Consider the following 24667-nt stretch of genomic DNA (forward strand, 5'->3'; position numbering starts at 1 on the left):
TTCCATTTCTTATAGTAGTGGCGCGGATAACGCCATGAATTCATCAATATCCCGTTTGATCAGGGCCACGCCGGCCTGCCAAAAAGCGGGCTGGGTTAAATCGACTCCGAGGTGTTTTTGTGCGAGTTCCTCGGTCGTCATGTTGGCGGTATCCCGGAGCAACGCAACGTAGCGGTCTTCAAAATCTGGTTGGTGTTTAGCCTGCGCGTAAATTCCCAGACTAAACAGGTAACCAAAGGTGTACGGGAAGTTGTAGAACGGCACGTCGGCGATGTAAAAATGGAGCTTGCTAGCCCAGAACATTGGGTGGTATGTTGTCAACGCGTTCCCGTACGCTTCCTTTTGCGCGCTGAGCATTAAGCTGGATAATTCGTCCGGGGTAACAATTCCCCGTTGGCGAGCCTCGTAGAACCGCGTTTCAAATAGGAACCGGGCCCGGATATCCAAAAACATGGCCAACGGGTTTTGCATTTTACCGTCTAACAACTGTAACTTAGTTTTAGGATCACTAGCAGCTTTGACACTGGCATCAGCAACAATTAGTTCGGCAAAGGTGGACGCCGTTTCGGCGACGTTCATGGCGTAATCCTGCCGCCAAAGTGGTAAGTCTTTGATGACGTCGGCGTGAAAGGCGTGGCCCAGTTCGTGCGCCAACGTCGCGGTGTCGTTGGGGGAGCCGGTAAAGGTCATAAAAATTCGTGATTCCTGCGTTTCCGGTAAGTTATCCATGTAGCCGCCGGGACGTTTATTCGGGCGATTCTCAGCTTCGACCCAACGGTGTTCTAGCGCGTACTGGGCTAAGTGGGCCATTTTAGGACTGAAGCGCTTAAAGTTAGCAATTACAAATTCAGCGGCCTGGTCGTACGTTTGACTAGGAGCCTGACTACCCAGGTTGAGTGGGGCTTCCACGTCCTGCCAGTCGATGTGATCTTTGCCAAGCAAAGCAGCCTTGCGTTTTAAGTAACTGAGCAACAGGTCCTTATTGGCAGCAACGACCTTATACATCGTGTCGAGGGTGGCTTGGCTCATTCGGTTAAGTTCAAGCGGCTTTTGTAAGAAGTTGTCCGTTCCGTGGGCCTGGTAGTTCGTCAGGCGAAAACCAGCCAGGTGGTTTAAGGTGTCGGCAAACGGTGCCGCCTGTGCTTGCCACGCCGTTTCCCAGTTAGCCATCAATTGGGTCCGTTGGGCGTTAGGCATCGCGGCCGCCAACGTGTTTTGAGCCTGTCCCGCTGAGAGCTGGTGAGTTTGGCCATTTTCATCGGTGTACTTAATTTTAAGCTGGTTAACGAGGGTGTCGTAGTGGTCACTCCAGCCTTGAAACCCGTCCAGTGCTAAATTATTGATCAAATCCTCCGTCTGGTCATCAAGAAGGGCGCGCCCCTGGTGACGCATCTCGGTGAGGTTAAAAGCCACTGCTTTTAAAGCTGGTTGCGCTAAAATGGTTTTAAACGTTTGATTGTCCAATTTGACGAGGCTTTTTTTAAAGCGGGTTAGCAGGTTGTCCAGCTGGTTATCTAACTGGTATAACTGGTTTAAAACGGTACCGGCCTGGGTGTTGCCAGCGTCGGCGGATTGGACGGCTACGACGAAAACCTCACACTGAGCGAGCCCGGCTTGAATGGCTTGTAAGTCATTGACCAACTGGGTGAACCAGTCGTAATCCGGCGTGTCGGCGGTAACCCGCCAGTTTGTTAAGGTCGTTTGGGTCGCTGCGAGTTGTCGCTTGATTTTGGCGATTTTAGCAGTTAGTTTCGGTGAGTTGATGCCACCGGGAAAAATGTGATCTAAATCCCAAGTTTCTGAATAGTGCATCTTTAGACTCCTTTCAATCTGGTCTAGTTATCTTTAATTATAAACGTTATTATTAGTGGTGTGGCGAAAATTCACCGAATATCGGTTAGTAAATGAACGGTGATTAATTATTGGATGGAAGTAGGGGTCCTCGTGAAAAAGTTGTGGATAACTTTAGGTGTCATGATTATTGTAATTGGCGGCGGTCTGCTTGGTGCCGGCAGTTATTTTTACCACGTGGCGATTGCCCGTGGGGATAAGTCGTTTGTGACGCAGAGTACCAAACTATCCAAGAAAAGTCAGGTTTACCGCGAAAAGTACTGGTACTTGCACGCGCAGAAACAAACTTGGAAAATCGAAACGCCGGACCACTTGAAGTTGGTCGCTTGGTACGTCCCAAAAAAGGGGTCCCGTAAAACGGTCGTCCTCGCACACGGGTTTGCTGGAAATAAGTCCCTCATGGGTGCCTGGGCGGGAATGTACCACGAGCTTGGTTATAACGTGTTAGTCCCGGACTCACGGGCTTCCGGTGCCAGTCAGGGCCAGGCGGTCGGCTACGGCTGGTTAGAGCGTAACGACGACCTGCAGTGGGCAAAAACGGTGGTTAAGCGGACCAATACGACTCAAATTGTAATGAGTGGGATTAGTATGGGGGCCGCTGGAATGACAATGGCCAGTGGCGAACGGCAGGTCCCACAAATCAAGGCCTACGTGGTGGATAGTCCCTTTACGAGTGCCCAAGCAATTATTAGTTACCAGGCCCAGCAGATGTACCACCTCCCCAGTTTTCCACTGGTAGACGTTACCAGCGTTATTACGCAGTTTCGCGCCGGCTACAGTTTTAAAGAGGCCGACGCGGTGGCGGCGATTGAAAAAAATCACTTGCCAATCATGATCATTAGTGGAACTAAGGACGACTTCGTTCCCACCCGAATGGGAAAACAGTTATACCGCAACGCCCACCAGCCGAAAGAACTATGGCTAGTGAAGGGCGCCGGGCACACGACTGCCATTACTCAGAATTATCAAAACTATAAACGGCACGTAGCACAATTTTTAACCCGTTACGTGCACTGACTAAAAGGGTTCGGCTCACTGCTTTCAGTGGACCGAACCCTTTTAAGTTAATCGATCATTACGCTTGCTGGTACGGCATCTGATAGGCTAAACCGGTACTATCTTTGAGCGTTGCCAAGTAGAGCGCGTTTAAAGCTGCGGGACCGCTGGTATGGGCTTGCCCCCAAGCCGTTAAGTCGTGATTAAGCTGACTAGCGATTTGGTGGTGATCAGCCACACAGTCGAGAGCTTGAGCTGCTTTGGATAATAGCTGAACCAATTCTGGAATTGCTTGAATTGCGGGATCGTTGTAAGCAACGTCAATCGCACAAGTCAAAGCAATTGCGTTTTCATTTTTAAGCATTTGCTCATCCCCTTACTGTCAGTATAGCGCTGTGGGCCAAACAATCAAGCTAAAAATGAAAGCGTTAACATTTATTTTCTAGAAATTGAATTGTTATTAAATTGTCATAGTGTTATATTGTAATAGATAAATAGTACACTAGGAGGCGCAAACCGATGCAATTCGATGACAAAGTCCCAATTTATTTGCAAATTAAACGGGTAATCTATCAAGAAATGGTGACTGGCCAGCTCAAAGCGGGCGAGCAGTTACCGGCGGTTCGGCAACTGGCACTGAACTTGACCGTGAACGTTAACACCGTTCAGCGGGCATTAAGCGAAATGATCACGGAAGGGGTCCTGACTTCCAAGCGGGGGAAGGGCAACTTTGTGACTGAAGATCAGCAACGAATTGGTGCGCTGAAAACCCAACTGGTGCGGGCCCAGTTAAGTTCGTTCTACCAGGCGTTACGGGCTTTAAATTTGAGTGATGAAGAAATCATAACGAGCGTTCAACACTACGTTCAGCGAAGGGGGAGTCAGGATGACGGCCATGTTAACGATTAAAAATTTAAAATACAGTCGTAATCAGCGTAAAATTTTACACGACGTTCAGTTAACGCTGGATAGTGGCAAAATCGTTGGTTTACTGGGTGAAAACGGTGCGGGGAAGACCACGCTAATGCGCCTAATTACGGGAAATGCGAAGGGTAACGGAACGATTACGATTAACGGTGTACACACGCCGGTTCAACGGAAAGCGCACGTTAGTTTTACCGACCATTTAAACGGCTTTTCAACCGGTCAAAAAATTAATCAAATTAAACATTTTTACGAATTGGTCTACCCGGATTTTGACGGTCAGCGTTATCAAGAACTGGCCACTTTTTTAGGACTCGATGGCCAACAAAAATTAGCGGCCCTTTCAAAGGGAACCCGTGAAAAGTTGATCATTGCGCTGACTTTGAGTCGCCAAGTTGACCTTTACTTACTAGACGAACCGTTTAGTGGAATTGATAGTATGAGTCGTAAGAAAATTATTAACAGTATTATCAAGTGGTTACCAGAAACGGCCACGTTAGTGGTTAGTGACCACTACGTTGCGGAAATTGCCCCGATTTTGGACGAAATTGTGGTCATTAAGGATCAAACGGTACTGGTGCATCGGGCCACCGACGACATTCGGGACGCAACTAACATGGATATTGAGACCTATTATGAGCACCTATACGAAGGGGGGACGGACCATGACTAAGAGTTGGTCGTTATTTAAAGCGTTCAGTTGGCCGCGGTTTATCCGAATGAATTGGATCGTGGCGTTTGAATTGCTGATTTTGGTTGTATCAAACATTTGGACCGCTTTTCAGGGTGACTTTACCAGCTATGCTTTATTTAGACAGGTGTCCAGTCTGATGTTTGTCATGACTTTTATTGGCCTGGTGATGCTGGCAGTTTATAATGAACGCACCGTTACGGCGCCAACCTACCGTTTGATTCCCATTCATGAATGGAAATTTTACGTCGTCAACGTTGCTGCGTCACTAATTAATTTACTCTATTTATGGGCGATTCAGTTGATACTGTATGTCCTAACACTGAGCGTTAGCTTTAACCATTTTCCCGCGCAAGCGAGCGGGTTAGTCTTTGGAATCAGTCATTCTGATGGTCTAAAAAATCTAACCATTTTTTGGACTTTGATGACGGTCATGGGATTGCTCGGCATTTTGGTGGCGTGGAGTACGATTAGCCTGGTTCACTACGTTACTAAGTCTGCTGGAAGCTTCTTACCCCGTTTTCGCCAGAAGTTTGTAAATACCATTATTTACCTAGTCGGTGTGCTAATAACGGTCCGGTTAGTTAACATTTTAATGGGGGCTATTGGTTACTTATCAAGTAGGTTTTTTTCCACGACCGAGCTTAGTTCGGTTTGGCTGGGTGCTGGTGTAATGGTTGCCATTTTAATTGTGGAAACGGCCATTAACTTGGGTGTTTTGACCAAGTGGGGCGAACCCAATTCAAACTAAGTTCAAGGACAAGATTGGGTTGGTACTTTTCTAAACAGGTCTTTCAACGACATGATAATGGCAATCAGGTGCTAGTACATTCTGAGTAGACTAAAGCCACTAATTATTCCGAAGTTCGAGAATAATTAGTGGCTTTGATTTTCTGCTGGTGGGATTAGACGATGGTTGCACCTAAACTATTTTTAAAATGGCGTAGGGCCCAAGCATGGCCGTCCGAATCGAAGCTGGCCACCGCATTTTCGTGAATCACCAGCGAATAGCCTAAGTTATAGGCGTCGACGGCGGTATGTAAAACGCAAATATCGGTACAAACGCCGACTAGGTGCAGCGTGTTGACGTGACGTTCTCGTAAACGCAGGTCGAGGTCGGTGCCAGCAAACGAACTGTAACGGGTTTTGTCGAACTGCCAAACGGTCGTTTCAGTCTGATGAGCGGTGTACCAGTCTTTAAGGGAACCGTACAATTCACGGCCCCAAGTTCCGCGCACATTATGCGGTGGAAACAGTTTACTCTCGGGATGGTACGGGTCGTGAGGCGTATGGACGTCGGTGGGCAACAAGACCCAGTCCCCGTTAGCGCGCATTTGTTCGGCGAGGTCGCAAATGACCGGCGCCAGAATTTGGCCGGGATGCCCGCAGGTTAAAGCACCCTGATTAGCCACAAAGTCGTTGGTGTAGTCGATAATCAGTAAAGCTTGATTGGTTGGCATAAAAAAGCTCCTCCTCAGGTGGTCGTTACAGAAAGGCGATGGTGGCCCTCTTAGTCACCAATGTATAGGGTGAGTGGGCGAGCTGTCAACCATTTTGACGTCAGTGTAAACATGTTAATTTAATTAAACTAGGTCAAACTCAAAAAGCGTCTTCCCAATTTTGGGAGGACGCTTTCAAGTCTTGATAACGTGATTGAGGATTAAGGGGCTTGAACCAGCACGTCAGCAGAAGGTCGTTCGGTGGTTAACTGATTAGTTCAGGTTGGTTAGAATCGCCGTAACAACTTGTTGCGGTGTAAGTTTAAACTCGTGCCAGAGTTCGTCAGTGGTTTCACGGTCGTTAAACCGTTTAGCGGCTCCTAGGTTAAGGAACCGCATCGCGGTAGCGCCGTAATAGCGACTGACTTTTTCGCCAAAGCCGCCACTTAAACTCGCTTCCTCTAGTGTCACGACTAGTTGGTGATCAGCCTTTAACGCGTCTAAGGCGGCGGTATCGGGATCTGAGATGTCCCGGGGATCCATCACGGTAGCGTCAACGCCGTGGTCGGTTAAACGTTGTTGAACTTGTTCTGCCAACGGTAATAGACTGCCAACACCTAAAATAGCAACGGTCTTACCGGCGTGTAAGGTGTGCATTTTGTGCGCATCAAAGGCGGTTAACGGTGCGGAGTGGACGCCGTTACCGGGAACCCGGATGGCAACCGGTCCAGCCGTTTGTCGTAGGGACCAACGCATCATGGCAGCCAGTTCTTCCTTCGTCGTTGGGGCGAGGTAGGTCAGGTTCGGGATATTGCTGAGCATTGCCACGTCGAAGATTCCCTGGTGGGTTGGGTCCCCGGCGCTGATACTACCACCAGATACCATAATCGTGACTGGTAACTTGTTGATCCCCAAGTCGTGGGATAACTGGTCGTACGCCCGTTGTAAAAAGGTCCCCGAATGAAAGACGATTGGCCGCAGACCCTGTTGGGCTTGACCAGTCGCAAAGGTGATTGATTCCTGCTCAGCAATGCCAACGTCGAAGTAGCGGTCGGGATGATTACGGCCAAAACGTTTAAGATCGTACATTCCCGGGATGGCCGCGGTAATTGCGGTAATCGGAGTATGCTGGGTCGTTAACTCGTCTTCCAACACACCATGGATGACGTCGTTGTAACTTTCACCGGTTGCCGGATGTAACGTGGCACCAGTTGCCAGGTCAAACGGAACGTGCCAGTGGAAAGCTTCCTTATTCGTGATGGCGGGCGCGTAGCCGTGGCCCTTTTCAGTGTGAACGTGTAGTACGATTGGATGGTCGACGTCCTTAACGGCCTTAAACGCGGTTAACATGCTGCTTAAATCGTTGCCATTTTCCACGTAACGGTAGTCCAAGCCCATCGCCTTAAACAGGTTATTAGTACTAGTACCGCGACTTTCACGGAGTTCTTTTAAGTTCCGATAAAGTCCCCCGTGATCTTCAGCGATTGACATCCCATTATCATTTACTAAGATGATCAGGTTGGATTTTAAAGTGGCCGCGGTGTTCAGACCTTCTAACGCCAAACCACCGGATAACGAACCGTCACCGATTACGGCCATGACGTTGCCGTGCTTGTGTTGCAAGTCGCGGGCACTAGCCATCCCGGTGGCTAACGCGATTGACGTCGACGTATGGCCAATGTTGAAGTAGTCGTGGGGACTTTCTTCCGGCGCGGTGTAACCACTGACGTCGTCGTAGTGGTCGGGATCCAGCCAGGCTTGCTTACGCCCAGTTAAAATTTTGTGGGTGTAGGACTGGTGGGAAACGTCCCACACCACTTTGTCAGTGGGGGAGTCAAAGACCGTGTGAAAGGCAATCGTTAGTTCGACCACGCCCAGGTTGGGTCCCACGTGACCCCCGGTTTGACTGACTTTATTGAGTAAAACGTGACGGATTTCGGTGGCTAATTCGGTTTCCTCGGCTAAACTCAATTGTTTGAGGTCGGCCGGTTGATTGATTTTATTTAGAATTGGTGTTTCCATATTATCGCTCGCTTTCTGAGTTGTCATTGAACGTTTTTTAGATTAGCACCTTAGAGCCACTCTAAGGCAAGCTTTTTATCAAAAAAATTATAAAAATATTTTAAGCTAAAAGACCGTGGAACAAAATATAGAACGGATAAATTACGCGTTATTTGGCGTAATTTATCCGTTCTATATTGCCTGGTAATGGTGCCAAAAGTCGGTCTGCCCAATTCTGGTTTTGGGCGTAACAACGCGTTTAATCGGCGTTAATCGACTGTAAGTACACCAGCTGGTCGGTTGAAATTTGTTCGTAGAGTTGGTTAGCCAGCTCGGGATCGTACTGCTTACGACTCGTTTGACTTTGGATAAAGTTATATTCCAATTGAAAGGCTTCAATTAGTAACTCGTTTTGGGCTTCTTGGAAGTCACGTTCACCGGATAAGCGCCGGTGCCGTTCGTCGTAGGCCCGCCGAACGATACCGATGGCTTGTTGATTGTCGGTCGTCCCGTGGTCGTTTAAAAATTGGATCACGGCTGCGTACGGCTTTTGCTCCACGGAACGCATTTCGCCCCACAGTTGACGGTTACGGTGCATCATTTGCTCACGGGTTTGCCCCCTTCGAGGCTTGTATTGGCGGAACAGTTTACGCCGGGCGCGGGCCTTTTTGCTCATGGACCACTTTCCGACAACCACGAATCTGAAGAACAGACCGATCCGTTGCCAGAAAGTCTGCTGATTTTGAATTCGGGTCCGGCTGGCAACGCGCATGTAGCGTTCAGCTAGTTCCGGTGTTAATTCACCACCGGCGACCATCTGGTCCACGGTTTGCCGTTCAACGGCGTAGGTCTGGTCAAAAAGTTCAGTCAACTGAGTGTGACTTGGCCGCCCGTCCAGGACGCGTTGGCCCTCCAAGATCATGATGACTTGACTGGTCGTCGGATTATTACCGTGCCGAGCCTGCATCATTTTTATGGCACTAGCAACCATTTCGGATTTAGCATTGGCCAATTCGGCCTCCGTGACCTTGACGACTTGTTTAGGCAGGGTCAGTGGTAACCAGATGGTAGGAACCAGCAGACTGGTTAAAATGACGACGGCCGCAACGAATATGAGGTCGTTACGGTACGGAAAGCTGGCGCCGTTCAGGGTGAGGGGCAGGGAAAAGGCCATGGCTAAGGTGATGGTTCCGTGAACTCCGCTTAACGCGACCACGAAGGCGTTACGGGTCTTTTCGTGGTCGTCCCAAGCACGAATCCGGGCTAAGTCGAATCGCAGCCATAAAAAGCGGACTAGGGTCATTAAGACGTATAACAGTATACCCAGGCCAACTAGCACGGCGACGGAACCGGTATCACGTTGGCGAAGGTGGGTAATCACACTAGGCAAAGAAACCCCCAGTAACACGAAGACGATCCCGTTTAAGATGCTGGCAACGATTGACCAAGTCGTCGACATGACGATCTGAAGTCTGGACGTCGTTAAGCGCAGACGGTCGGACTGGATACCGTGGATCAGACCGGTCGCGACGACCGCCAAAATGCCGGAAACGTCGATGGCTTCGGCTAAAAAGTACACCACGAACGGCGTTAACAACGTATAGGGCACGATGACGGATGGGGTGTCAACGCGCATGTTGATCAACATGATCCGACCAGCAACGATGACGTAACCCAACACTAGGCCAACCAAGATGCCACCAACAAAAACGTATAAAAAGTTACCGATGCCGTGCCAGACGGAAAACTGACCGGTCACGACTGCGGCGATGGCCAGGTTAAACGCCACGATCCCGGACGCGTCGTTAAATAACGATTCGTTTTCCAACGTTTCCATCACCCGGTCGGGAATCGCGACCTTAGTGGTGATCGATGAGACCGCGACCGCGTCGGTGGGAGTAATAATGGCCCCCAGCGCGAGTGCGAGCGCAAGTGAGAACTGCGGAATTAGTAAGTGGGTCGCGGTCCCGACCACGAGAATGGTGATCAGGGCCAGCACCACCGCTAGCGACATGGTCGTACCGATATTGCGGCTGAGTTTATGCAGACTGGTATTTTGACCGTCGTTAAACATTAAAACGGAGATAATCACAAACAGAAAAATCTCCGGTTCGAGTTCAAAGTGCCGGTACAACGGGATTAAGGATAGTAACAAGCCCGCTCCAATTTGCAAAAAGGCGACCGGAACCTGATTAAACTTGGCATAGACGGCGTTAGCCGCGACGACCGCGGCAATGAGTAGTAGGACTAAAAAGACGGTTTGCACCCGTTAGTTCCCCCTTTAAGGCTTGATTAATAAGTTAATTAATTTAATTTTAACGCAATGACTAATGACATGATATTATCTGCACAGCTATTTTTAACGGGTCGCCTGAACCTAATGTTTAATCTGAATAAATGACGACCCGTTTTTTGAACACGAGCACCAATTTAAGTGAAAACACTTGGTTTTAACCGCTAACTTGGTGATAATTAATGCATCAACTTAATTGGAGGAACGAACATGTTAACCATTGCTTACATTGGTAACGGGAAAAGTGCCAACCGCTACCACTTACCATTTGCCCTAAAACTCAAGGATAAGATCAAGGTCAAAACGATTTATTCCCGTTCCGGGCGGCAAGCGTGGACGCCCATCGAAGGGGTGCATTATACAACCGACCTTAACGATATTTATGACGACCCCGAGATTCAATTAGTGGTGGTTTCCACGCCGAGTTCGACCCACTTTGCAACGGCCAAGGACGTGTTATTACACGGTAAAAACGCCTTGGTTGAAAAACCGTTTACGGAAACCGTGGCGGAAGCTCAGGAGTTATTTGACCTTGCGCGCCGCAAAAAGCTGTTTATCGAGTGTTATCAAAATCGCCGTTACGATTCGGACTACCTGACGATGCAAAAAGTGATTGCGAGTGGCAAGTTGGGGGACTTATTAGAAGTGGAGATGCACTTTGACTACTTTCGGCCGGAAGTTCCCGAAAGCGTTGAACACTTTTCGTTGGATACTAGTTACTTGTACGGCCACGCTTGTCACACCTTGGATCAAGTTATCGCGTACTTTGGCCGTCCGGACGACGTTCACTACGACGTTCGCCAGTTACTCGGTACCGACCGGATGAACGACTACTTTGACATTGATTTATACTACGGTGCGCTGAAGGTTTCGGTTAAATCCAGTTATTTCCGGATCAAGCCGCGGCCAAGTTTCGTGGTTTACGGTAAACAGGGGATGTTTATTAAGGCGGATAAGGACCGGCAGGAAACGGATCTCAAGCATTTTTACATGCCAGACCACGCTGATTTTGGGATCGACCAGCCGGAAAACTACGGGACGCTGACTTACATGGACGGTGCCGGGCAGTACCATGAAGAAAAGGTGGTCTCCGAAGTGGGCGATTACAGTCGGGTCTACGACGACGTTTACCAGACGTTGGTCAATGGGCAACCCAAAGTGGTGAAGGATGAAGAAACGTTGCTCCAAATCAAAATGTTGGCAACGGGGATTCAACAGTGTCGGCAGTAAAGTAGGAGGGATTTGTATTGCGGTTAGGTGTATTAGGAACCGGGAAAATTGTCCAGGATTTTTTACCGATGGTTCAGGATATCCCGACGATTCAACTGGTGGGATTATTAGCTACTCCCCGCAGCGTGGCGCGGGCGCGGACGTTACAAACTGAGTACCACGTGAAAACGGTGTATACCGATTATGCCGAGTTATTAGCCAACCCGGTGATTGATACGGTTTACGTTGCGTTACCGAATTCGTTACATTATGAATTCACCAAGCAGGCGTTAGCCGCGGGAAAAAACGTCATTTGTGAAAAGCCGTTTACGTTAAACGGTGCGCAGCTGGCTGAGCTGAAGGCGCTGGCGTTACAAAGTAATTTAGTGCTGATCGAGGCGATCACGAACCAGTACTTGGCGAACTATCAAGCAATTCGCCGCGATTTAGCTAAACTGGGGCAGTTGAAAGTGTTGGAACTCAATTATTCACAGTACTCTTCACGCTATGACCGCTTCAAAGCCGGCGAGGTTTTACCGGCCTTTAACCCGCAACTTGGTGGCGGAGCCCTGATGGATCTAAACATTTATAATATTCACTTCGTTGTGGGACTGTTAGGAAAGCCCGAACGGGTCGAATATTTGGCAAACGTGGAGCGCAACGTCGACACTTCTGGCGTGCTGATCATGAGCTATCCCGACGTGCAAGTCGTGAGCATCGGGGCCAAGGACAGCACGTCACCGGTTCGGTCGACCATTCAAGGAACGGCGGGCGCAATCGTGGTGAACGGTCCGACGAATACGGTCACGAGTTTTACCGAAACGTTACGTGGCACCCAACCGGTTGAACAGCGGTTAAACCCTGATGCGCACCGGATGCACGCGGAATTTGTGGCGTTTGAAAAAATTATTGAGACGCATGACATGGCTACGGTCAAACAACAGTTAAGTCACTCACAAGCCGTGATGGCCGTGGTTGATCAGGCGCTAACGAGTGCCGGTATTCAATTGGGGTAAAGTGCGTCAAACAAAATGAATTAGGTTTAGCTGCACGTTACGGTAGTGTTACTAGGAAACACAAGCGCGTAGGTTACTCAGAAGATTTTTTGAGTAGTCTACGCGTTTTAAGGTTTGAATTTTTATTATTTAGTTGCTAATGGTCCGTTGTCAGCCATCAGCCGTTGATTAGTTTTCAAACGGGCGAGGTTCGTTTGAAAATCCTGGGCGTACATGGTGGCAAACAACGTGTCCAGAACGTACTCAAACGCTGCTTGGGACGCAAAGGTCCCGACCTTGGCAAAGTGCGTCTCACTTTGAACCGTGACGAGTCGAAGGTCGGCGTCGGCGAGTAGTGGGGCTTGAGGATTGCCAGTCAGGACGATCACCGGGACGTGGTGAGCTTTTAAGTAGTGGGCGAACTGCCGGTGAACCTGGGTCGTGCCGGCGTACGAAATGAAGAACGCTACGTCGTCAGTTGTTAAATTGGCAGCGTTCCAAGCGTCGTCGGCGTATTCGTCCGCAATAATGGCGAAGCGGTTGATCTTGACCAGCTTATTTTGAAAACTCCGGGCCCGCAATTGCGAATCTCCCTGTGAGAAAAGCAAAATGCGCGTGGCCCGGGTCAATTGTTGGGCAATCAGGGCCACTTGACGAGTATCGAGTTGCTGGCGGGTGGTTTGGACGGCGGTGACGTTCAGTGCGGCCATTTTTTTGGCGATCGTTGCGACGGAATCGGTATCACTAAACGGAAAGTTAGCGTTGACGTCCGTGGGTTGAACTTGCGCGGCCGCGGTCGTTAACGCTCGCTGAAAATCACGGAAACCGTGGTAGCCTAATTTTTGTGCCAGGCGAATGATGGCCGAGTGGGACGTGTAGGTCGCTGCGGCGAGTTCCTTAATTAATACGGTGGGCATCTTGTCCAAGTGGGTCAGCATGTAATTGGCAATTCGCCGTTCGGTCGCGGTAAAGTCCAGCTGCTGTTGTAAAGCGGTTAAAACGGTCATGGGACACCTCCTTAAAAAGTATCTTAAGGCTAAATAAAATAAAATGCGACCAGCAAGCGGCGGTTTAATCAACGGAACTGTGAAAAAACGGTTTCACTTCTAAATGTAGTGGTAGAATGATTTTATGGGTTCGGTGGTAGCCATTGAAAAAATTAATTGACCTGAAACGGGTTTCATAACTTATGCTAGGAAGGTAGCCGTTAAGATGTGACAAGTGTTAACGGCGCGAGTAACCATAAAGAAGGGTGCTAAATGACGAATATTCACGACATTGCGCGGTTGTCCGGCTATTCGGTGTCCACCGTTTCACGGGTCATCAATCATCATAAGTACGTTGCCGACGATAAACGGCAACGGGTTGAGGCGATTATGCGGGAACTGGATTACGTTCCGAATCGTTTGGCCCGGGATCTAAGTTACGGGCAAACGAAGACAATTGGCGTGGTATTACCGTACGCAAACCACCCCTATTTTGCCCGCATCGTCGACGGAATCGTTCAAACGGGGTTCACGGCCGGCTATAAAATCACCTTGTTACCAACGAATTATGACGTGAAAGTTGAACAGCGCTACTTGGATCTATTACGGAGCAAGGCGTACGACGCGTTGATTTTTACTTCACGGAGTAGTTCGTTGGCCACTTTGCAACGCTATCGCAAGTACGGTCAAATCGTTTGTTGCGAAGATCCGGGGGCCGATTGTTCATTGGCGGCAACCTATACGGATCGACGGGCCTCTTACGAACGGGCGCTCACCTGGTTAAAACACACCGGTTACCAAAACGTGGGGGTCACAATTAGTCGGGACAATGCGATTAGCGCGAGTGCCCGGGTGACCCGGCAAGCCTACCAAAACGTGTTTGGTCAGTTATCAGCTACGAACCTGTTTACGGGGGCCGTAACTTACGATGACGGTTATCGTGCAGGCAAATACTTCGCCACCCTAAAACCGCGGGTGGACGCGGTTTTTGCGAATGGTGACGATATCGGTGCGGGCGTCCAGCAGTATTTTGTGGACCACCATTTGAAACCGGTAACAATTATTGGACAGGAGAATTTATTGTCCAGCCGGTTATTAAAATTTTCAACGATTGACCACCACTTAGAAACGCTGGGCGCCGCGGCGTTCAACTTAGCCGTTGGCACGGCGCAGACGCACCAACGCATTGAATCAGATTTTATTAAACGGTAGGCTGGAGGGACTTTAATTGGTTGCAAGATTAGCAGTTTTTGATATTGATGATACGTTACTATCGAGTAACAAAACGTTTTTAAAGAGTACTTTAACGAGCATTAAAAAATTAAAGCAACAACAAGTCAACGTGGCCATTGCTACGGGCCGAAACTTGGCCATGGCACAGGCCGTTATTAAGCGGTTAGATTTACGGGACTTTGTACTCTGTAACGGTTCGGCAGCGTTTGCCAACCATAAACAAGTGCACGGTCACACGTTATCACGGACCAACGTTCGCCAACTCGTTCAAGCGGCGGATGCACAGGACATCAACATTATTTTTGAATCACTGGACGGCTTACACGCCCACTCGGCTCTAACGCCAACGACCCAAAAAGTACTGGCGACTTTTAAGGCACCCCAAGTGGATTTGGCACCAGATTACTATGAAAAACATAACATTTACCAGGCAATGATGTTTTATCCCCGCGCGATGGATCAAAAACTGCCCCACGCCGACGAATTTTCGTTTGTCCGTTTCCACGATTACGGGGTCGATATTATCCCGCGGGTCGGGTCTAAAGCGCAGGGCGTGGCGAAGCTGGCGGCTTCTTTAAACGTCGCGCCGGAAAACGTCGTCGCGTTTGGCGATAACCAAAACGACCGTGAAATGCTAAAGAGTGCCGGGATTGGCATCGCCATGGGTAACGCAGCTCCCGAGATCCAGGCCCAAGCGGATATGACTACGAAGGACTGTGACCACGACGGGATTGCGCACGGGTTAAAAACAATTGGCTGGATTTAAGGCGGTTAATTAAACTGAATATGTATAAAAGATGCAACGTGGTGACAAGCCCCGTTGCATCTTTTGGTATCGCAGTACCTCAGTGGGTTACGCTAAACCGTTGCGGCCGTTTTTGCTAAGGAACTGATGGTACTCCCCTGGCCGTAAAGGCTTTCCCAATCGGCGGTAAAGTCGTTGACGGCGGCTCCGATGGCGGGGGCGGTGAGGGCGGTCTTGAAGATGTCGGCACTCATCGTAGCGGCCTGGGCACCCATTTCAAAGGCCGAGTTAACTTGTTGCACGGTGTGGAAGCTAGCGGCTAAGATCTTGGTGCGACTATTTTCACGCATGATCTGGGTAGACAGCTCACCAATCACTTCGTCGGCGTTGATATTCATGTTGACCATCCGGTTGTAGTAGGGTGCCAAGTAATCGGCGCCGGCTGACATGGCTAAGTACCCTTGAAACTTAGTGTAGATGGCCGTGGCGGTGACGTTAACGTCTTCGGCCTTTAACTGTTTGATGGCTGCTAGGCCCGCTTCGTTCGTTGGAATCTTAACGTAAACGTTATCGTCAACGTTTTTTAAGATGGTGTGGGCGTCTTCAACCATTGCTTCGGTCGTCTGACCAACGGCTTGAATGTGGAAAGTTGCTTGGTCACCAATAATTTCGCGAATGGCACGCATGTGTTTGAAGAAATCAATTTTGCCTTCCTTTTTAACGATCGACGGGTTGGAAGTAACCCCGCTGAGCGGGATGATGCCCGCGTACTTTTTAATGTCATCAATGTGAACCGTATCTAATAAGAATTCCATGATTTTCACCCCTGTTTTTTGTTTACACTTATAATATAACGGCAAATGTAAGCGGTAACCATGGTTTTAAAATTGAAAAAGTAACAAACCGCTCTAGACCAGTATGTAACGGGGCCTAAGCGGTTTGTTTATGCACATTTGTGCTAATCATCTAAATCAAGCACCCTTTGTGCGGTTTCGGCATCGGTGATCAGGGTGGTCAAAATGCCCATCTTGAGCAGTGCCAAAATGGAAGGGGCCTTTGTCAGTGACCGTGCGATGGCGATGGCGTTCGGGACGCGGGTCAGCTGGGGTAACGGAATACTGATCGTCCGGTCTAGCAAGTTGCCGGCTAATATTTTGCCGTTCTTATCAAAAAAGGTGCAGCAGCAATCACCGATGGCCTGGCGTTCTTTTAATAGTTCCCGGTCTTCAGGGGTCAGTAAGTCCCGCCACCGACTGCTGGTATTGTTGAGCGGCCCCCCAATCCCCAAGAGGGCGATGTCGAGGTGTTCCCAACAGTCTTGGATCTCGTGAAAGTACTTGGAGGCCATGATACCATCGCGGATGTACTTGGATTCCTGAACGGCGGCCGCGTCAACGAAGAGACTCCGCCCGCCAAATACCCGGGCAGCGTCATACACGATTCCGTTAACGTGGTACTGAGAATTGGACGGACTGGGGCCGCCCACGAGGGGAACGAACGTTGCGTCGGTTTGAATGGGGTGGTGGAGTTGCCCGACCATCCCGCTCAAAATGGATCCCCAGGCAAAGCCGACAACGTTGTGCGGTTTGATGGTTTGTTTGAGGTACAGCGCGGCCTCGGCTGAGAGCAACTGTTCCTTGCGCTCTGAGCTGGCGTGGGGTTCGGTCGCAATGACGATGGCGTTTTGTAAGCCGTAACGTTGTTTGAGGGCCTCTTCCAAATTAAACAGGTCGGAATTAAAATCGTTGATCTTAATTTCGACGATGCCGGTTTCCCGCGCTTGTTTTAACATCCGACTAATGGTGGTGCGGTAAATATTGAGTTGTTTCGCAATCTGAGATTGGGTATAGTCCTTTTCATAGTAGAGATAGGCTACTTTTGCTAATAATTGGTGACGATTGGGTTGCATGTTAAAGGCTCCTTTCGATAATGCTTTGGTACTGTACACAGATATTTGCACATGTGAGCTTACAAATAAATAATAAAACTTTTGTGCATAAAGTCAAAACATTTTCGGATAGCCGGGTACCCAAAAGCCCTACGGCGCATTATTAATGGTGGGGGGTGACCGGTTAAAATTAAAAATTGGAAACGATTACATTTCTGACGCGAGGTGCTAAGGTTAATCCCAGTGTTTAGATTAATCTGTTGAAAGAAGGAAACACATATGATCAGTGAACCACGATACTTAGCCGTTGACGTTGGGGGTACCAATTTAAAATACGCTTTAATGGATCAAAGCGGTACCTTAATTACCAAAAGTCGAATTGAAACTCCGCAAGATGGTTTGGCACATTTTTTGAATGCCATTGAAACAATTGCAAAGCAGTTGGAGTGCCAATTAAACGGAATTGCGTTTAGTACGCCGGGGCGTGTTGATATTAAAACGGACACCATTTATTGTCGTAATTCTAGTTTGCCCTATTTGGACGAAGTTTGTTTACCACGCCAATTAAAAAAAATGGGGTTACCGGTAACCGTTGAAAATGACGGTAAATCGGCGGTGTTGGCTGAGTCCTGGATGGGAAATTTGTCCAACGTAAAAAATGGAATGGCCATTGTCCTAGGAACCTGCGTTGGTGGCGGCATTATTCTTAATGGTCACCTTTGGGCCGGCAATCGGCGATTAGCCGGGGAAGTCAGTCTAATGCCGGCGGTTCAGGATGATTTGAGTGATGACGGGCTATTCGGACACACCGGATCAGCCGTCCGCATGGTCCGAGCAGTTAATCAGGTAATGGGAGCAAAACACCTATCCGATGGGAAACAAGCGTTTGCGGCCATCAATGCGGGACAACCCGAAGCGTTAGCGATTTTTACGCACTACGCCCGTCAAATCGCATCGTTAATTTTAAACGTACAAACGGTTCTAGACTTAGACCGTTACGTAATTGGCGGTGGAATTTCATTTCAGGCACGATTGATTGAAGAAATTAACCGCCAATACGATTTAATTTTACAACAACGTCCCTGGGTCAAAGCGACCATTGCCCGTCCAGAGATTATGAGCAGCCGGTTTCATAACGACGCCAATTTATACGGTGCCGTGTACCGATTATTTAATAAACTGGATGTTAAACATGACGCCCACATTGATTTGGACAATATTAAAGTTGGATAGGGGGGCGTTAATGATGGTGATTATTGCAGCGTTGATTCCGGCCCTATGTTGGGGATTAAATCCACTTTTAATTCGAAAAATCGACGGTCGTCCCGAAAATGAAATGTTGGGGATGGGACTTGGAACGGGCTTAGTGGGGCTCGTATTTTTTCTCAGTGTCCGGCAACCGGGCCAATTGTCAACGGGGGCTTTTATGGCCGCGCTAGTTTCGGGATCCGCGTGGGCCGTTGGGCAGTTAGGCCAGTACGTGAGTTACCGCCGCGTGGGAGTATCGGGGACGATGCCCGTTTCGACAGCGCTTCAGTTAATTGGGACGGCCATTATTGGGGTCGTCCTATTTGGCGAATGGTCACAGGTGATACAAAAACTTTTAGGACTGGGTGCCATCGGGTTAATTGTGATTGGGTCGCGACTGTCAGTTTCAACCAGTGACCGGGTAAAACACGGCATAAAAGATTACCTGCCACTGTTAGCAACAACGGTGGGGTACTGGATATATAGTTGTATTCCAAAAGCACTCAATGGCAACGCGACCCAGCTCTTTTTTCCGCAAATGGTGGGGATCACTTTAGTCGCTGTTAGTTGGGCCCTTTATCGGAATCACCGCGTCCTACGCGCGTCAGCAAGCTGGTTAAATATTATACCGGGAATCCTCTACGGAGTGGCGGCTTTTACGTATATTATTGCCGCGCGTCACATTGGCATCACAAATGCTTACATCGTTGGTCAGCTCAGTGTGGTAATTTCCACCCTGGGTGGTTTGATTGTGTTACGCGAAAACCAGCAATTCGGACTAATCAAGGTTTTAGCGGGGTTAACGTTTATTTTTATTGGCTGTATCACTACGGCGCTGATTTAGCATACGACCAGTGATGACAAGAAGCACTGAAACGTGCGTCAACGGTCTGGTGGTTTCCTAGTCTCTGCGACGTTCGGCGGGTTAAATAATTGACACGAAACGGGTTTCACAACGTACAATAAGGCCATTTGAGAGGAAGAAAAATTATGGCTAATATTCAGGACGTGGCGAAATTGGCGGGACATTCCGTGTCGACGGTTTCCCGAACTTTAAATAATTCAGGTTACATTGCGGCCAAAACGCGTCAAGAAGTGATGACAGCGATTCGAGCGTTGGACTATCACCGTAACGGGATTGCCCGGGCGTTGAGTTTGGGGAAAACCAATCAAATTGGAATCGTTGTCCCCTATATCAATCATCCGTATTTTCAGAAGCTGACGGACGCAATAACCGAGATGGCATTTTATCAAGACTATCAAGTAACGTTACTCGCAACTAACTACGTTCCCGAGCAGGAGTTGCACTATTTGGACTTGTTAAAACACCACCTCTTAGACGGTTTAATTTTTACGTCGCGAAGTTTACCATTTGAAGAAATTGCGCGGTTCAAAGATTATGGACCGATTGTCTGTTGTGAAGATACTTTTGATTTCCCGATTACGAGTGTTTTTACTAACCGGAGTGAGTCGTTTCTAGACGTTTTTCGACGTCTAAAGCGGTTAAATTTGACGCACATCGGTGTGACGGTTAGTCGTAATGAACGGGTAAGTCAGAGTGCGCAAGCAATGATCAAAGCATACGCAATGGTGTTTGGTCAGGCGTTAGAAGATAAAATGATTTTTAGAGAATCCAAAAATACGTTTGATGGATTAACGGCGGCCCGGACGTTTGTTAAAAATGAGCCACAGCTTCAGGCTATATTTGCAAATGGTGATGAAATTGCGGCGGGCGCGCTACGGCAATTGCAACAACTGGGCAGTTCCGCGCTAGTTATTGGCCAAGAAAATCTCCCAGTAAGCTTTTTAATGGACTATTCAACGATTGATCACGGCCTGATTGAGATGGGGCAAACGGCGTTTGGATTATTATTTAAAAACCACTTAGTTAAACAACAGGTTGCCTCGAAGCTAATCATGCGCGGAACGTTACAGTTATTAGAAAGTCAACGAATCAATCAAAACCGAGTGCTGTGTTCAGATTAAATTATTATACGGTACGCAAAGTCACGGATTGGACGACTATTTCGAAAATTTTCGGAATAGTCGTTTTTTATTAGCAAAAAAATTTAGGATGAAAGCTTGACATGGAACCCATTCGCTACTTTATAGTAGCCACCGTTGCGTTTTACGTAGAAATGTAATCGTTTTAACTCTGTGGCCACGGAGTGCGTTAATACGTTAGCGAGTAAAGGAGTTGTTAAAGCAGTGGTTGGAATAATTATTGCGAGTCACGGTGACTTTTGTCAGGGAATTTTACAATCGGCAACGATGATTGCTGGTGAACAGGATCACGTTGAAGCGGTCCCATTTCATTCGGGGCAAACGACGGAAGCTTTAAAAGCCGTCTTTGACCAAACAATTAAACAGATGAATACGCCCAAAATTCTTTTCTTAGTTGATTTATTTGGGGGCACACCGTTCAACACGGCGGTTCGCATTGCATCGGTGGATGCCGATAACGTTGCCGTGGTAACGGGACTTAATTTGCCGATGCTTATGGAGGCCTATTTTAATCGTGAAATGGCTTTACCGGCATTGGTCAGTCACTTAGAGCAAACTGGTCGGAGTGGCATTAAACATTTTGAATTACCAACGGATGAAAGCGAGGACGAATTATTATGACAATGGCAATCAAATTAGCACGAATTGATCAACGGTTAATTCATGGTCAAGTAGCGACAACTTGGACGAAGGCAACCGGGATTGACCACATTCTGGTCGTTTCAGACGAAGTTGCCAAGGATAAGTTACGGGTCTCACTGCTCAAGCAAGCGACGCCACCGGGTGTGCGCGCGCACGTTTTACCCATCATGAAGATGGCTCAAATTTATCAAAACCCAAAGTTTGATAGTTTTAAATCCATGTTGCTATTCACAAATCCCGAGGACGTTTTGAAATTAGTTCAAGCGGGAGTGGACTTGAAGTCCGTTAATATTGGTAACACGTTGTTTGATAAGGATCGCAAAATGATTAATAAGGCCATCGCCGTTAGTACTGAAGACGTCCAGGCCTATAAGGAACTGGATAAGTTGGGAGTAGAATTAGAAGCCCGTCAATTGGCAACGGATACCAAGGTGCCGTTCATGGGAATGTTGAAGAAAGCCAATGTTTTGTAGGAGGTTTTGATTAAATGAATGCGTTTCAAGCCATTTTAGTTTTAATTGTTGCGTTTATTGCCGGGTGCGGAAGCGTCCTGGACGAAGCACAATTTCACCGGCCATTAGTTGCCTGTACGTTAATTGGGTTAGTTTTAGGCCACTTAAGTACCGGACTGGTTTTAGGAAGTTCGTTGGAATTAATTGCGCTGGGGTGGATGAACGTCGGTGCTGCGATGGCACCAGATGCTGCTTTGGCATCGGTCATTTCCGCGGTTATGGTCATTAATTCTGGTTTGTCGGTTAAGGAAGGGATTGCCATTGCCATTCCGTTAGCTGTGGCTGGCCAAGTCTTGACCATTCTGGTGCGGACGATTACTGCGTTTTTTGAACATCAAGCCGATAAGTTTGCGGAAAATGATAATCCCCGGGGCATTGAATTTTTACAATTAACGGGGTTGGTACTACAAGGATTACGGATTGCGATTCCCACCGCATTGGTATTACTGGTTAGCCCTAAAGTTGTACAACAAGGACTGGAAGCCGTCCCAAAAGTGATCACGAATGGTTTAGCGGTTGCGGGTGGTTTCATTGTCGTTGTTGGTTATGCGATGGTCATCAACATGATGGCGACCCGGTACTTAATGCCATTTTTCTTTTTAGGATTTTTACTGGCTGCGGTCAGTCAGTTGAACTTGATTGCGCTGGGCTTAATGGGACTATGTATTGCAATCGTGTACATTCAATTGGCCCCTAAGTATCACAACGGCGGCCATGGTGGTTCCGATAAAGCGGGTAAGACCGAGGACCTGGATGATGAATTGGAAAAGGAATTGGATGATTTTTAAACTGAAAAGGAGTTCTAAGTTAGCATGGTTGAAATTAAGAATAATATGGCGGGAGCCATTACTAAAAAGGACTTAAACGCTGCGTTTAGACGGTCGTGTATTACCCAAGCGGCGTGGAATTATGAACGGATGCATGGTTTAGGGTTCTGTTACGAAATGATCCCCGCAATTAAAAGAATTTATCCGGCTGGACCGGAACGGGCGGCTGCTCTAAAACGGCATAATGAATTCATGAATTCCAATCCGTACATGGAAGCACCCATTTTAGGTGTGACGATTGCGATGGAAGAGAAACGGGCACAGGGGGCGCCGATTGATGATGCCGCCATTGATGGGGTTAAAGTCGGCATGATGGGACCACTTGCTGGTGTTGGCGATCCCATTTTCTGGGGAACGTTACGTCCCGTTTTAGCCGCATTTGGGGCCAGTTTAGCCGCCACCAAATCAATTATGGGACCAATTATCTTTTTTGTCGCCTGGAACGTGATTCGGCTAGGCTTTCGTTACTGGGGTGTTCACTTTGGTTATCAACAAGGAACGAACATTGTTAATAATCTCAAAGGAAACTTATTACAAAAGTTAACCGAAGGGGCTTCAATTCTAGGTCTCTTTATCATGGGTGTGTTGGTCCCACGGTGGACGACGATGAAGTTTCCGATGGTCGTTTCTCGCGTAACCACCAATGGTAAAACGACCGTCACGACTTTGAATGACATTTTTAACGAATTATTACCGGGATTAATGCCACTGTTGTTAACGTTTTTAGTGATGTGGTTGTTAAAGCGGAAAGTTAATGCTATTTGGATTATTTTTGGTTTATTCATTGTCGGCATTTTAGGTTACGGAATTGGTCTTTTTGGTATTTAGGATTATTAGTTGAGTAATAAAACGGACTTTTTCTAGCTGATTAGGCTGGAAGAAGTCCGTTTGGGGTTGAAAACTAAAATCGTGAAGAAATAGCAATTTTAATTTTAAGGAAGAAAAAAATGCGTACTTTTATTTAGTGTTCCTGAGTGCTACGGTAACCTAGTTCGAAAATATGTAGCAGAGGAGTGTGTAGGTCATGGCAAAAAAGTACGTCATTGCGATTTTGGGCGCAACGGGAGCGGTTGGCACCCGAATGGTCGCTCAATTAGCAAAATCTGATATTCCGGTAGCGGAGCTGCGCTTACTAGCGTCCAAGCGCTCGGTCGGGCAGCAAATAGAGTTTCGGGGACGGTCGTTAACGGTCAGTGAGGCGGTTCCGGACTCGTTCAATGGTGTGGATATCGTGCTAGCTTCGGCGGGTGGTAAGGTTTCGGCTAGGTTATTACCGGAAGCAGTCAAACGCGGTGCGGTGTGTGTTGATAATACGTCCTATTTTCGGATGAACGAACACGTCCCGTTGGTCGTCCCAGAGGTTAACGCGGCGGAGGTTAGTCAACATCACGGTATTATTGCCAATCCAAACTGTTCAACAATTCAGATGGTGGTGGCTTTAAATCCAGTTCGAAAACGGTACGGTCTGAATCAGATCGTTGTATCAACTTACCAGTCGGCTGGGGGTGCGGGCCAAGCGGGAATTGATGAACTGTACCGTGAAGCTTCCGAACATTTGAGTGGGCAAGCGATGACCAGTCAGATTTTACCGGTTAAGGGTCAAGATCACCATTATCCGTTAGCGTTTAACCTCCTCCCCCAAATCGATGTGTTTGAGGAGGGAGACTACACTCACGAGGAGTGGAAGATGATCCACGAAACGAAAAAAATTTTGTGTGGTGATAAAAATAGCCGGGCGTTAAAAGTTACGGCAACCTGTGTCCGGGTTCCGGTACCAATTACTCACGGCGAAACGGTCTATTTTACGACCGATGCCACGCCGACGCCAGCTGCGATTCGTGAGACGCTGACCACGGCACCGGGAGTCGTGGTTCAAGATGATCCTAAGCAGCAACTTTATCCACAACCAGTCAACGCGGTTGGTAGTCAAGCAACTTTTGTGGGGCGGATTCGGTCCGATATGGAGAACGCGCGTGCTTACCATATGTGGGTCGTTGCCGATAACCTAGTCAAAGGGGCCGCTGGCAACGCCGTTCAAATCGTTGAAGCATTGATTCAGCGGGGCGCCGTGCACGGTTCACCGGCTTCGGCACCATTGTTCATGAAAAATTAGCAGTGAGGGTCTCTTTAGGTGCGGTCACGTGCTTAAAGGGACTTTTTTAGTTTTAGTGGGAATTAAGGAC

At 48.1% G+C, this 24667-nt stretch carries 24 protein-coding genes; 16 read left to right on the forward strand and 8 right to left on the reverse strand.

Features of this window, described 5'->3' with window-relative positions; all coding sequences use genetic code 11:
- Nucleotides 1–9: 9 nt before the first annotated feature.
- Nucleotides 10–1812 (reverse strand): M3 family oligoendopeptidase, encoded by a 1803-nt coding sequence (locus tag D1831_RS09250; RefSeq protein ID WP_125072656.1) that lies wholly within the window; start codon nt 1810–1812, stop codon nt 10–12.
- A gap of 132 nt (nt 1813–1944) precedes the next feature.
- Here D1831_RS09250 and D1831_RS09255 point away from each other — a divergent pair, with 132 nt between their 5' ends.
- Nucleotides 1945–2868, forward strand: coding sequence for an alpha/beta hydrolase (locus tag D1831_RS09255; protein ID WP_125072657.1), 924 nt, complete (start codon nt 1945–1947; stop codon nt 2866–2868).
- A 58-nt stretch (nt 2869–2926) separates the two neighbouring features.
- On the opposite strand, the gene D1831_RS09260 is transcribed toward D1831_RS09255, so the two are convergent.
- Nucleotides 2927–3211 (reverse strand): bacteriocin immunity protein, encoded by a 285-nt coding sequence (locus D1831_RS09260; protein ID WP_125072658.1) that lies wholly within the window; start codon nt 3209–3211, stop codon nt 2927–2929.
- Nucleotides 3212–3366: 155 nt separating this feature from the next.
- Between D1831_RS09260 and D1831_RS09265 the strand changes: the two genes are divergently transcribed.
- From D1831_RS09265 to D1831_RS09275, 3 genes are read left to right on the forward strand one after another with little or no spacing between them, the layout of a single operon-like run.
- A complete protein-coding gene (locus D1831_RS09265; RefSeq protein WP_125072659.1) occupies nt 3367–3756 on the forward strand; it encodes a GntR family transcriptional regulator in 390 nt (129 codons plus the stop codon).
- The gene (locus D1831_RS09270) at nt 3734–4444 is read left to right on the forward strand and encodes an ATP-binding cassette domain-containing protein (protein WP_125072660.1); all 711 of its coding nucleotides are present in this window, start codon (nt 3734–3736) and stop codon (nt 4442–4444) included. Before D1831_RS09265 ends, D1831_RS09270 begins: the two co-directional genes overlap by 23 nt.
- A complete protein-coding gene (locus D1831_RS09275; protein ID WP_125072661.1) occupies nt 4437–5213 on the forward strand; it encodes a hypothetical protein in 777 nt (258 codons plus the stop codon). The genes D1831_RS09270 and D1831_RS09275 overlap by 8 nt, the downstream gene beginning before the upstream one ends.
- Nucleotides 5214–5367: 154 nt before the next feature.
- On the opposite strand, the gene D1831_RS09280 is transcribed toward D1831_RS09275, so the two are convergent.
- From D1831_RS09280 to D1831_RS09290, 3 genes are all read right to left on the reverse strand, one after another.
- On the reverse strand, nt 5368–5922 hold the full coding sequence (locus D1831_RS09280; protein WP_125072662.1) for a cysteine hydrolase family protein: 555 nt from the start codon (nt 5920–5922) through the stop codon (nt 5368–5370).
- Between the two features lie 252 nt (nt 5923–6174).
- The gene (locus D1831_RS09285) at nt 6175–7923 is read right to left on the reverse strand and encodes a 1-deoxy-D-xylulose-5-phosphate synthase (RefSeq protein WP_125072663.1); all 1749 of its coding nucleotides are present in this window, start codon (nt 7921–7923) and stop codon (nt 6175–6177) included.
- Between the two features lie 238 nt (nt 7924–8161).
- Entirely contained in the window at nt 8162–10168 is a 2007-nt protein-coding gene (locus D1831_RS09290; RefSeq protein WP_125072664.1) for a Na+/H+ antiporter, read from the reverse strand.
- Nucleotides 10169–10405: 237 nt separating this feature from the next.
- Between D1831_RS09290 and D1831_RS09295 the strand changes: the two genes are divergently transcribed.
- The gene (locus D1831_RS09295) at nt 10406–11425 is read left to right on the forward strand and encodes a Gfo/Idh/MocA family oxidoreductase (RefSeq protein WP_125072665.1); all 1020 of its coding nucleotides are present in this window, start codon (nt 10406–10408) and stop codon (nt 11423–11425) included.
- 17 nt (nt 11426–11442) lie between these two features.
- On the forward strand, nt 11443–12420 hold the full coding sequence (locus D1831_RS09300) for a Gfo/Idh/MocA family protein (protein WP_125072666.1): 978 nt from the start codon (nt 11443–11445) through the stop codon (nt 12418–12420).
- A 125-nt stretch (nt 12421–12545) separates the two neighbouring features.
- Here the strand turns inward: D1831_RS09300 and D1831_RS09305 are convergent, their stop codons facing one another.
- Complete coding sequence (locus D1831_RS09305) at nt 12546–13406, reverse strand: MurR/RpiR family transcriptional regulator (protein WP_125072667.1); 861 nt, start codon at nt 13404–13406, stop codon at nt 12546–12548.
- A gap of 252 nt (nt 13407–13658) precedes the next feature.
- Between D1831_RS09305 and D1831_RS09310 the strand changes: the two genes are divergently transcribed.
- On the forward strand, nt 13659–14597 hold the full coding sequence (locus D1831_RS09310; protein ID WP_125072668.1) for a LacI family DNA-binding transcriptional regulator: 939 nt from the start codon (nt 13659–13661) through the stop codon (nt 14595–14597).
- Nucleotides 14598–14613: 16 nt separating this feature from the next.
- Nucleotides 14614–15384, forward strand: a complete 771-nt coding sequence (locus D1831_RS09315) for an HAD family hydrolase (protein ID WP_125072669.1) — start codon at nt 14614–14616, stop codon at nt 15382–15384.
- 92 nt (nt 15385–15476) lie between these two features.
- Here D1831_RS09315 and D1831_RS09320 read toward each other — a convergent pair whose 3' ends face one another.
- Nucleotides 15477–16178, reverse strand: coding sequence for a fructose-6-phosphate aldolase (locus tag D1831_RS09320; protein WP_125072670.1), 702 nt, complete (start codon nt 16176–16178; stop codon nt 15477–15479).
- Nucleotides 16179–16321: 143 nt separating this feature from the next.
- Entirely contained in the window at nt 16322–17272 is a 951-nt protein-coding gene (locus D1831_RS09325; RefSeq protein WP_125072671.1) for a sugar-binding transcriptional regulator, read from the reverse strand.
- A gap of 258 nt (nt 17273–17530) precedes the next feature.
- Here D1831_RS09325 and D1831_RS09330 point away from each other — a divergent pair, with 258 nt between their 5' ends.
- From D1831_RS09330 to D1831_RS09365, 8 genes are all read left to right on the forward strand, one after another.
- The gene (locus tag D1831_RS09330) at nt 17531–18484 is read left to right on the forward strand and encodes an ROK family protein (protein ID WP_125072672.1); all 954 of its coding nucleotides are present in this window, start codon (nt 17531–17533) and stop codon (nt 18482–18484) included.
- A 13-nt stretch (nt 18485–18497) separates the two neighbouring features.
- Nucleotides 18498–19343 carry a GRP family sugar transporter gene (locus D1831_RS09335; protein ID WP_125072673.1) on the forward strand — a complete coding sequence of 282 codons (846 nt, stop codon included), beginning with the start codon at nt 18498–18500 and terminating at the stop codon, nt 19341–19343.
- A gap of 146 nt (nt 19344–19489) precedes the next feature.
- Nucleotides 19490–20485, forward strand: a complete 996-nt coding sequence (locus D1831_RS09340; protein WP_125072674.1) for a LacI family DNA-binding transcriptional regulator — start codon at nt 19490–19492, stop codon at nt 20483–20485.
- Between the two features lie 222 nt (nt 20486–20707).
- On the forward strand, nt 20708–21124 hold the full coding sequence (locus D1831_RS09345; RefSeq protein WP_158610656.1) for a PTS sugar transporter subunit IIA: 417 nt from the start codon (nt 20708–20710) through the stop codon (nt 21122–21124).
- Nucleotides 21121–21618, forward strand: coding sequence for a PTS system mannose/fructose/N-acetylgalactosamine-transporter subunit IIB (locus D1831_RS09350; protein ID WP_125072676.1), 498 nt, complete (start codon nt 21121–21123; stop codon nt 21616–21618). The genes D1831_RS09345 and D1831_RS09350 overlap by 4 nt, the downstream gene beginning before the upstream one ends.
- 14 nt (nt 21619–21632) lie before the next feature.
- Nucleotides 21633–22445 carry a PTS mannose/fructose/sorbose transporter subunit IIC gene (locus D1831_RS09355; protein ID WP_125072677.1) on the forward strand — a complete coding sequence of 271 codons (813 nt, stop codon included), beginning with the start codon at nt 21633–21635 and terminating at the stop codon, nt 22443–22445.
- Between the two features lie 24 nt (nt 22446–22469).
- Nucleotides 22470–23312, forward strand: a complete 843-nt coding sequence (locus D1831_RS09360; RefSeq protein WP_179950320.1) for a PTS system mannose/fructose/sorbose family transporter subunit IID — start codon at nt 22470–22472, stop codon at nt 23310–23312.
- A 196-nt stretch (nt 23313–23508) separates the two neighbouring features.
- A complete protein-coding gene (locus D1831_RS09365; protein WP_125072678.1) occupies nt 23509–24597 on the forward strand; it encodes an aspartate-semialdehyde dehydrogenase in 1089 nt (362 codons plus the stop codon).
- The last annotated feature ends 70 nt before the right edge of the window (nt 24598–24667 follow it).

The organism is Lactiplantibacillus garii, assembly GCF_003885105.1.
GTDB classification, from domain to species: domain Bacteria; phylum Bacillota; class Bacilli; order Lactobacillales; family Lactobacillaceae; genus Lactiplantibacillus; species Lactiplantibacillus garii.

Coding starts and splice junctions, on each gene's coding strand:
- D1831_RS09250 (WP_125072656.1), bottom strand. CDS start 1,812: ATGCACTATTCAGAAACTTGGGATTTAGATCACATTTTTCCCGGTGGC.
- D1831_RS09260 (WP_125072658.1), bottom strand. CDS start 3,211: ATGCTTAAAAATGAAAACGCAATTGCTTTGACTTGTGCGATTGACGTT.
- D1831_RS09265 (WP_125072659.1), top strand. CDS start 3,367: ATGCAATTCGATGACAAAGTCCCAATTTATTTGCAAATTAAACGGGTA.
- D1831_RS09270 (WP_125072660.1), top strand. CDS start 3,734: ATGACGGCCATGTTAACGATTAAAAATTTAAAATACAGTCGTAATCAG.
- D1831_RS09275 (WP_125072661.1), top strand. CDS start 4,437: ATGACTAAGAGTTGGTCGTTATTTAAAGCGTTCAGTTGGCCGCGGTTT.
- D1831_RS09280 (WP_125072662.1), bottom strand. CDS start 5,922: ATGCCAACCAATCAAGCTTTACTGATTATCGACTACACCAACGACTTT.
- D1831_RS09285 (WP_125072663.1), bottom strand. CDS start 7,923: ATGGAAACACCAATTCTAAATAAAATCAATCAACCGGCCGACCTCAAA.
- D1831_RS09295 (WP_125072665.1), top strand. CDS start 10,406: ATGTTAACCATTGCTTACATTGGTAACGGGAAAAGTGCCAACCGCTAC.
- D1831_RS09305 (WP_125072667.1), bottom strand. CDS start 13,406: ATGACCGTTTTAACCGCTTTACAACAGCAGCTGGACTTTACCGCGACC.
- D1831_RS09310 (WP_125072668.1), top strand. CDS start 13,659: ATGACGAATATTCACGACATTGCGCGGTTGTCCGGCTATTCGGTGTCC.
- D1831_RS09320 (WP_125072670.1), bottom strand. CDS start 16,178: ATGGAATTCTTATTAGATACGGTTCACATTGATGACATTAAAAAGTAC.
- D1831_RS09325 (WP_125072671.1), bottom strand. CDS start 17,272: ATGCAACCCAATCGTCACCAATTATTAGCAAAAGTAGCCTATCTCTAC.
- D1831_RS09330 (WP_125072672.1), top strand. CDS start 17,531: ATGATCAGTGAACCACGATACTTAGCCGTTGACGTTGGGGGTACCAAT.
- D1831_RS09335 (WP_125072673.1), top strand. CDS start 18,498: ATGGTGATTATTGCAGCGTTGATTCCGGCCCTATGTTGGGGATTAAAT.
- D1831_RS09340 (WP_125072674.1), top strand. CDS start 19,490: ATGGCTAATATTCAGGACGTGGCGAAATTGGCGGGACATTCCGTGTCG.
- D1831_RS09350 (WP_125072676.1), top strand. CDS start 21,121: ATGACAATGGCAATCAAATTAGCACGAATTGATCAACGGTTAATTCAT.
- D1831_RS09355 (WP_125072677.1), top strand. CDS start 21,633: ATGAATGCGTTTCAAGCCATTTTAGTTTTAATTGTTGCGTTTATTGCC.
- D1831_RS09360 (WP_179950320.1), top strand. CDS start 22,470: ATGGTTGAAATTAAGAATAATATGGCGGGAGCCATTACTAAAAAGGAC.
- D1831_RS09365 (WP_125072678.1), top strand. CDS start 23,509: ATGGCAAAAAAGTACGTCATTGCGATTTTGGGCGCAACGGGAGCGGTT.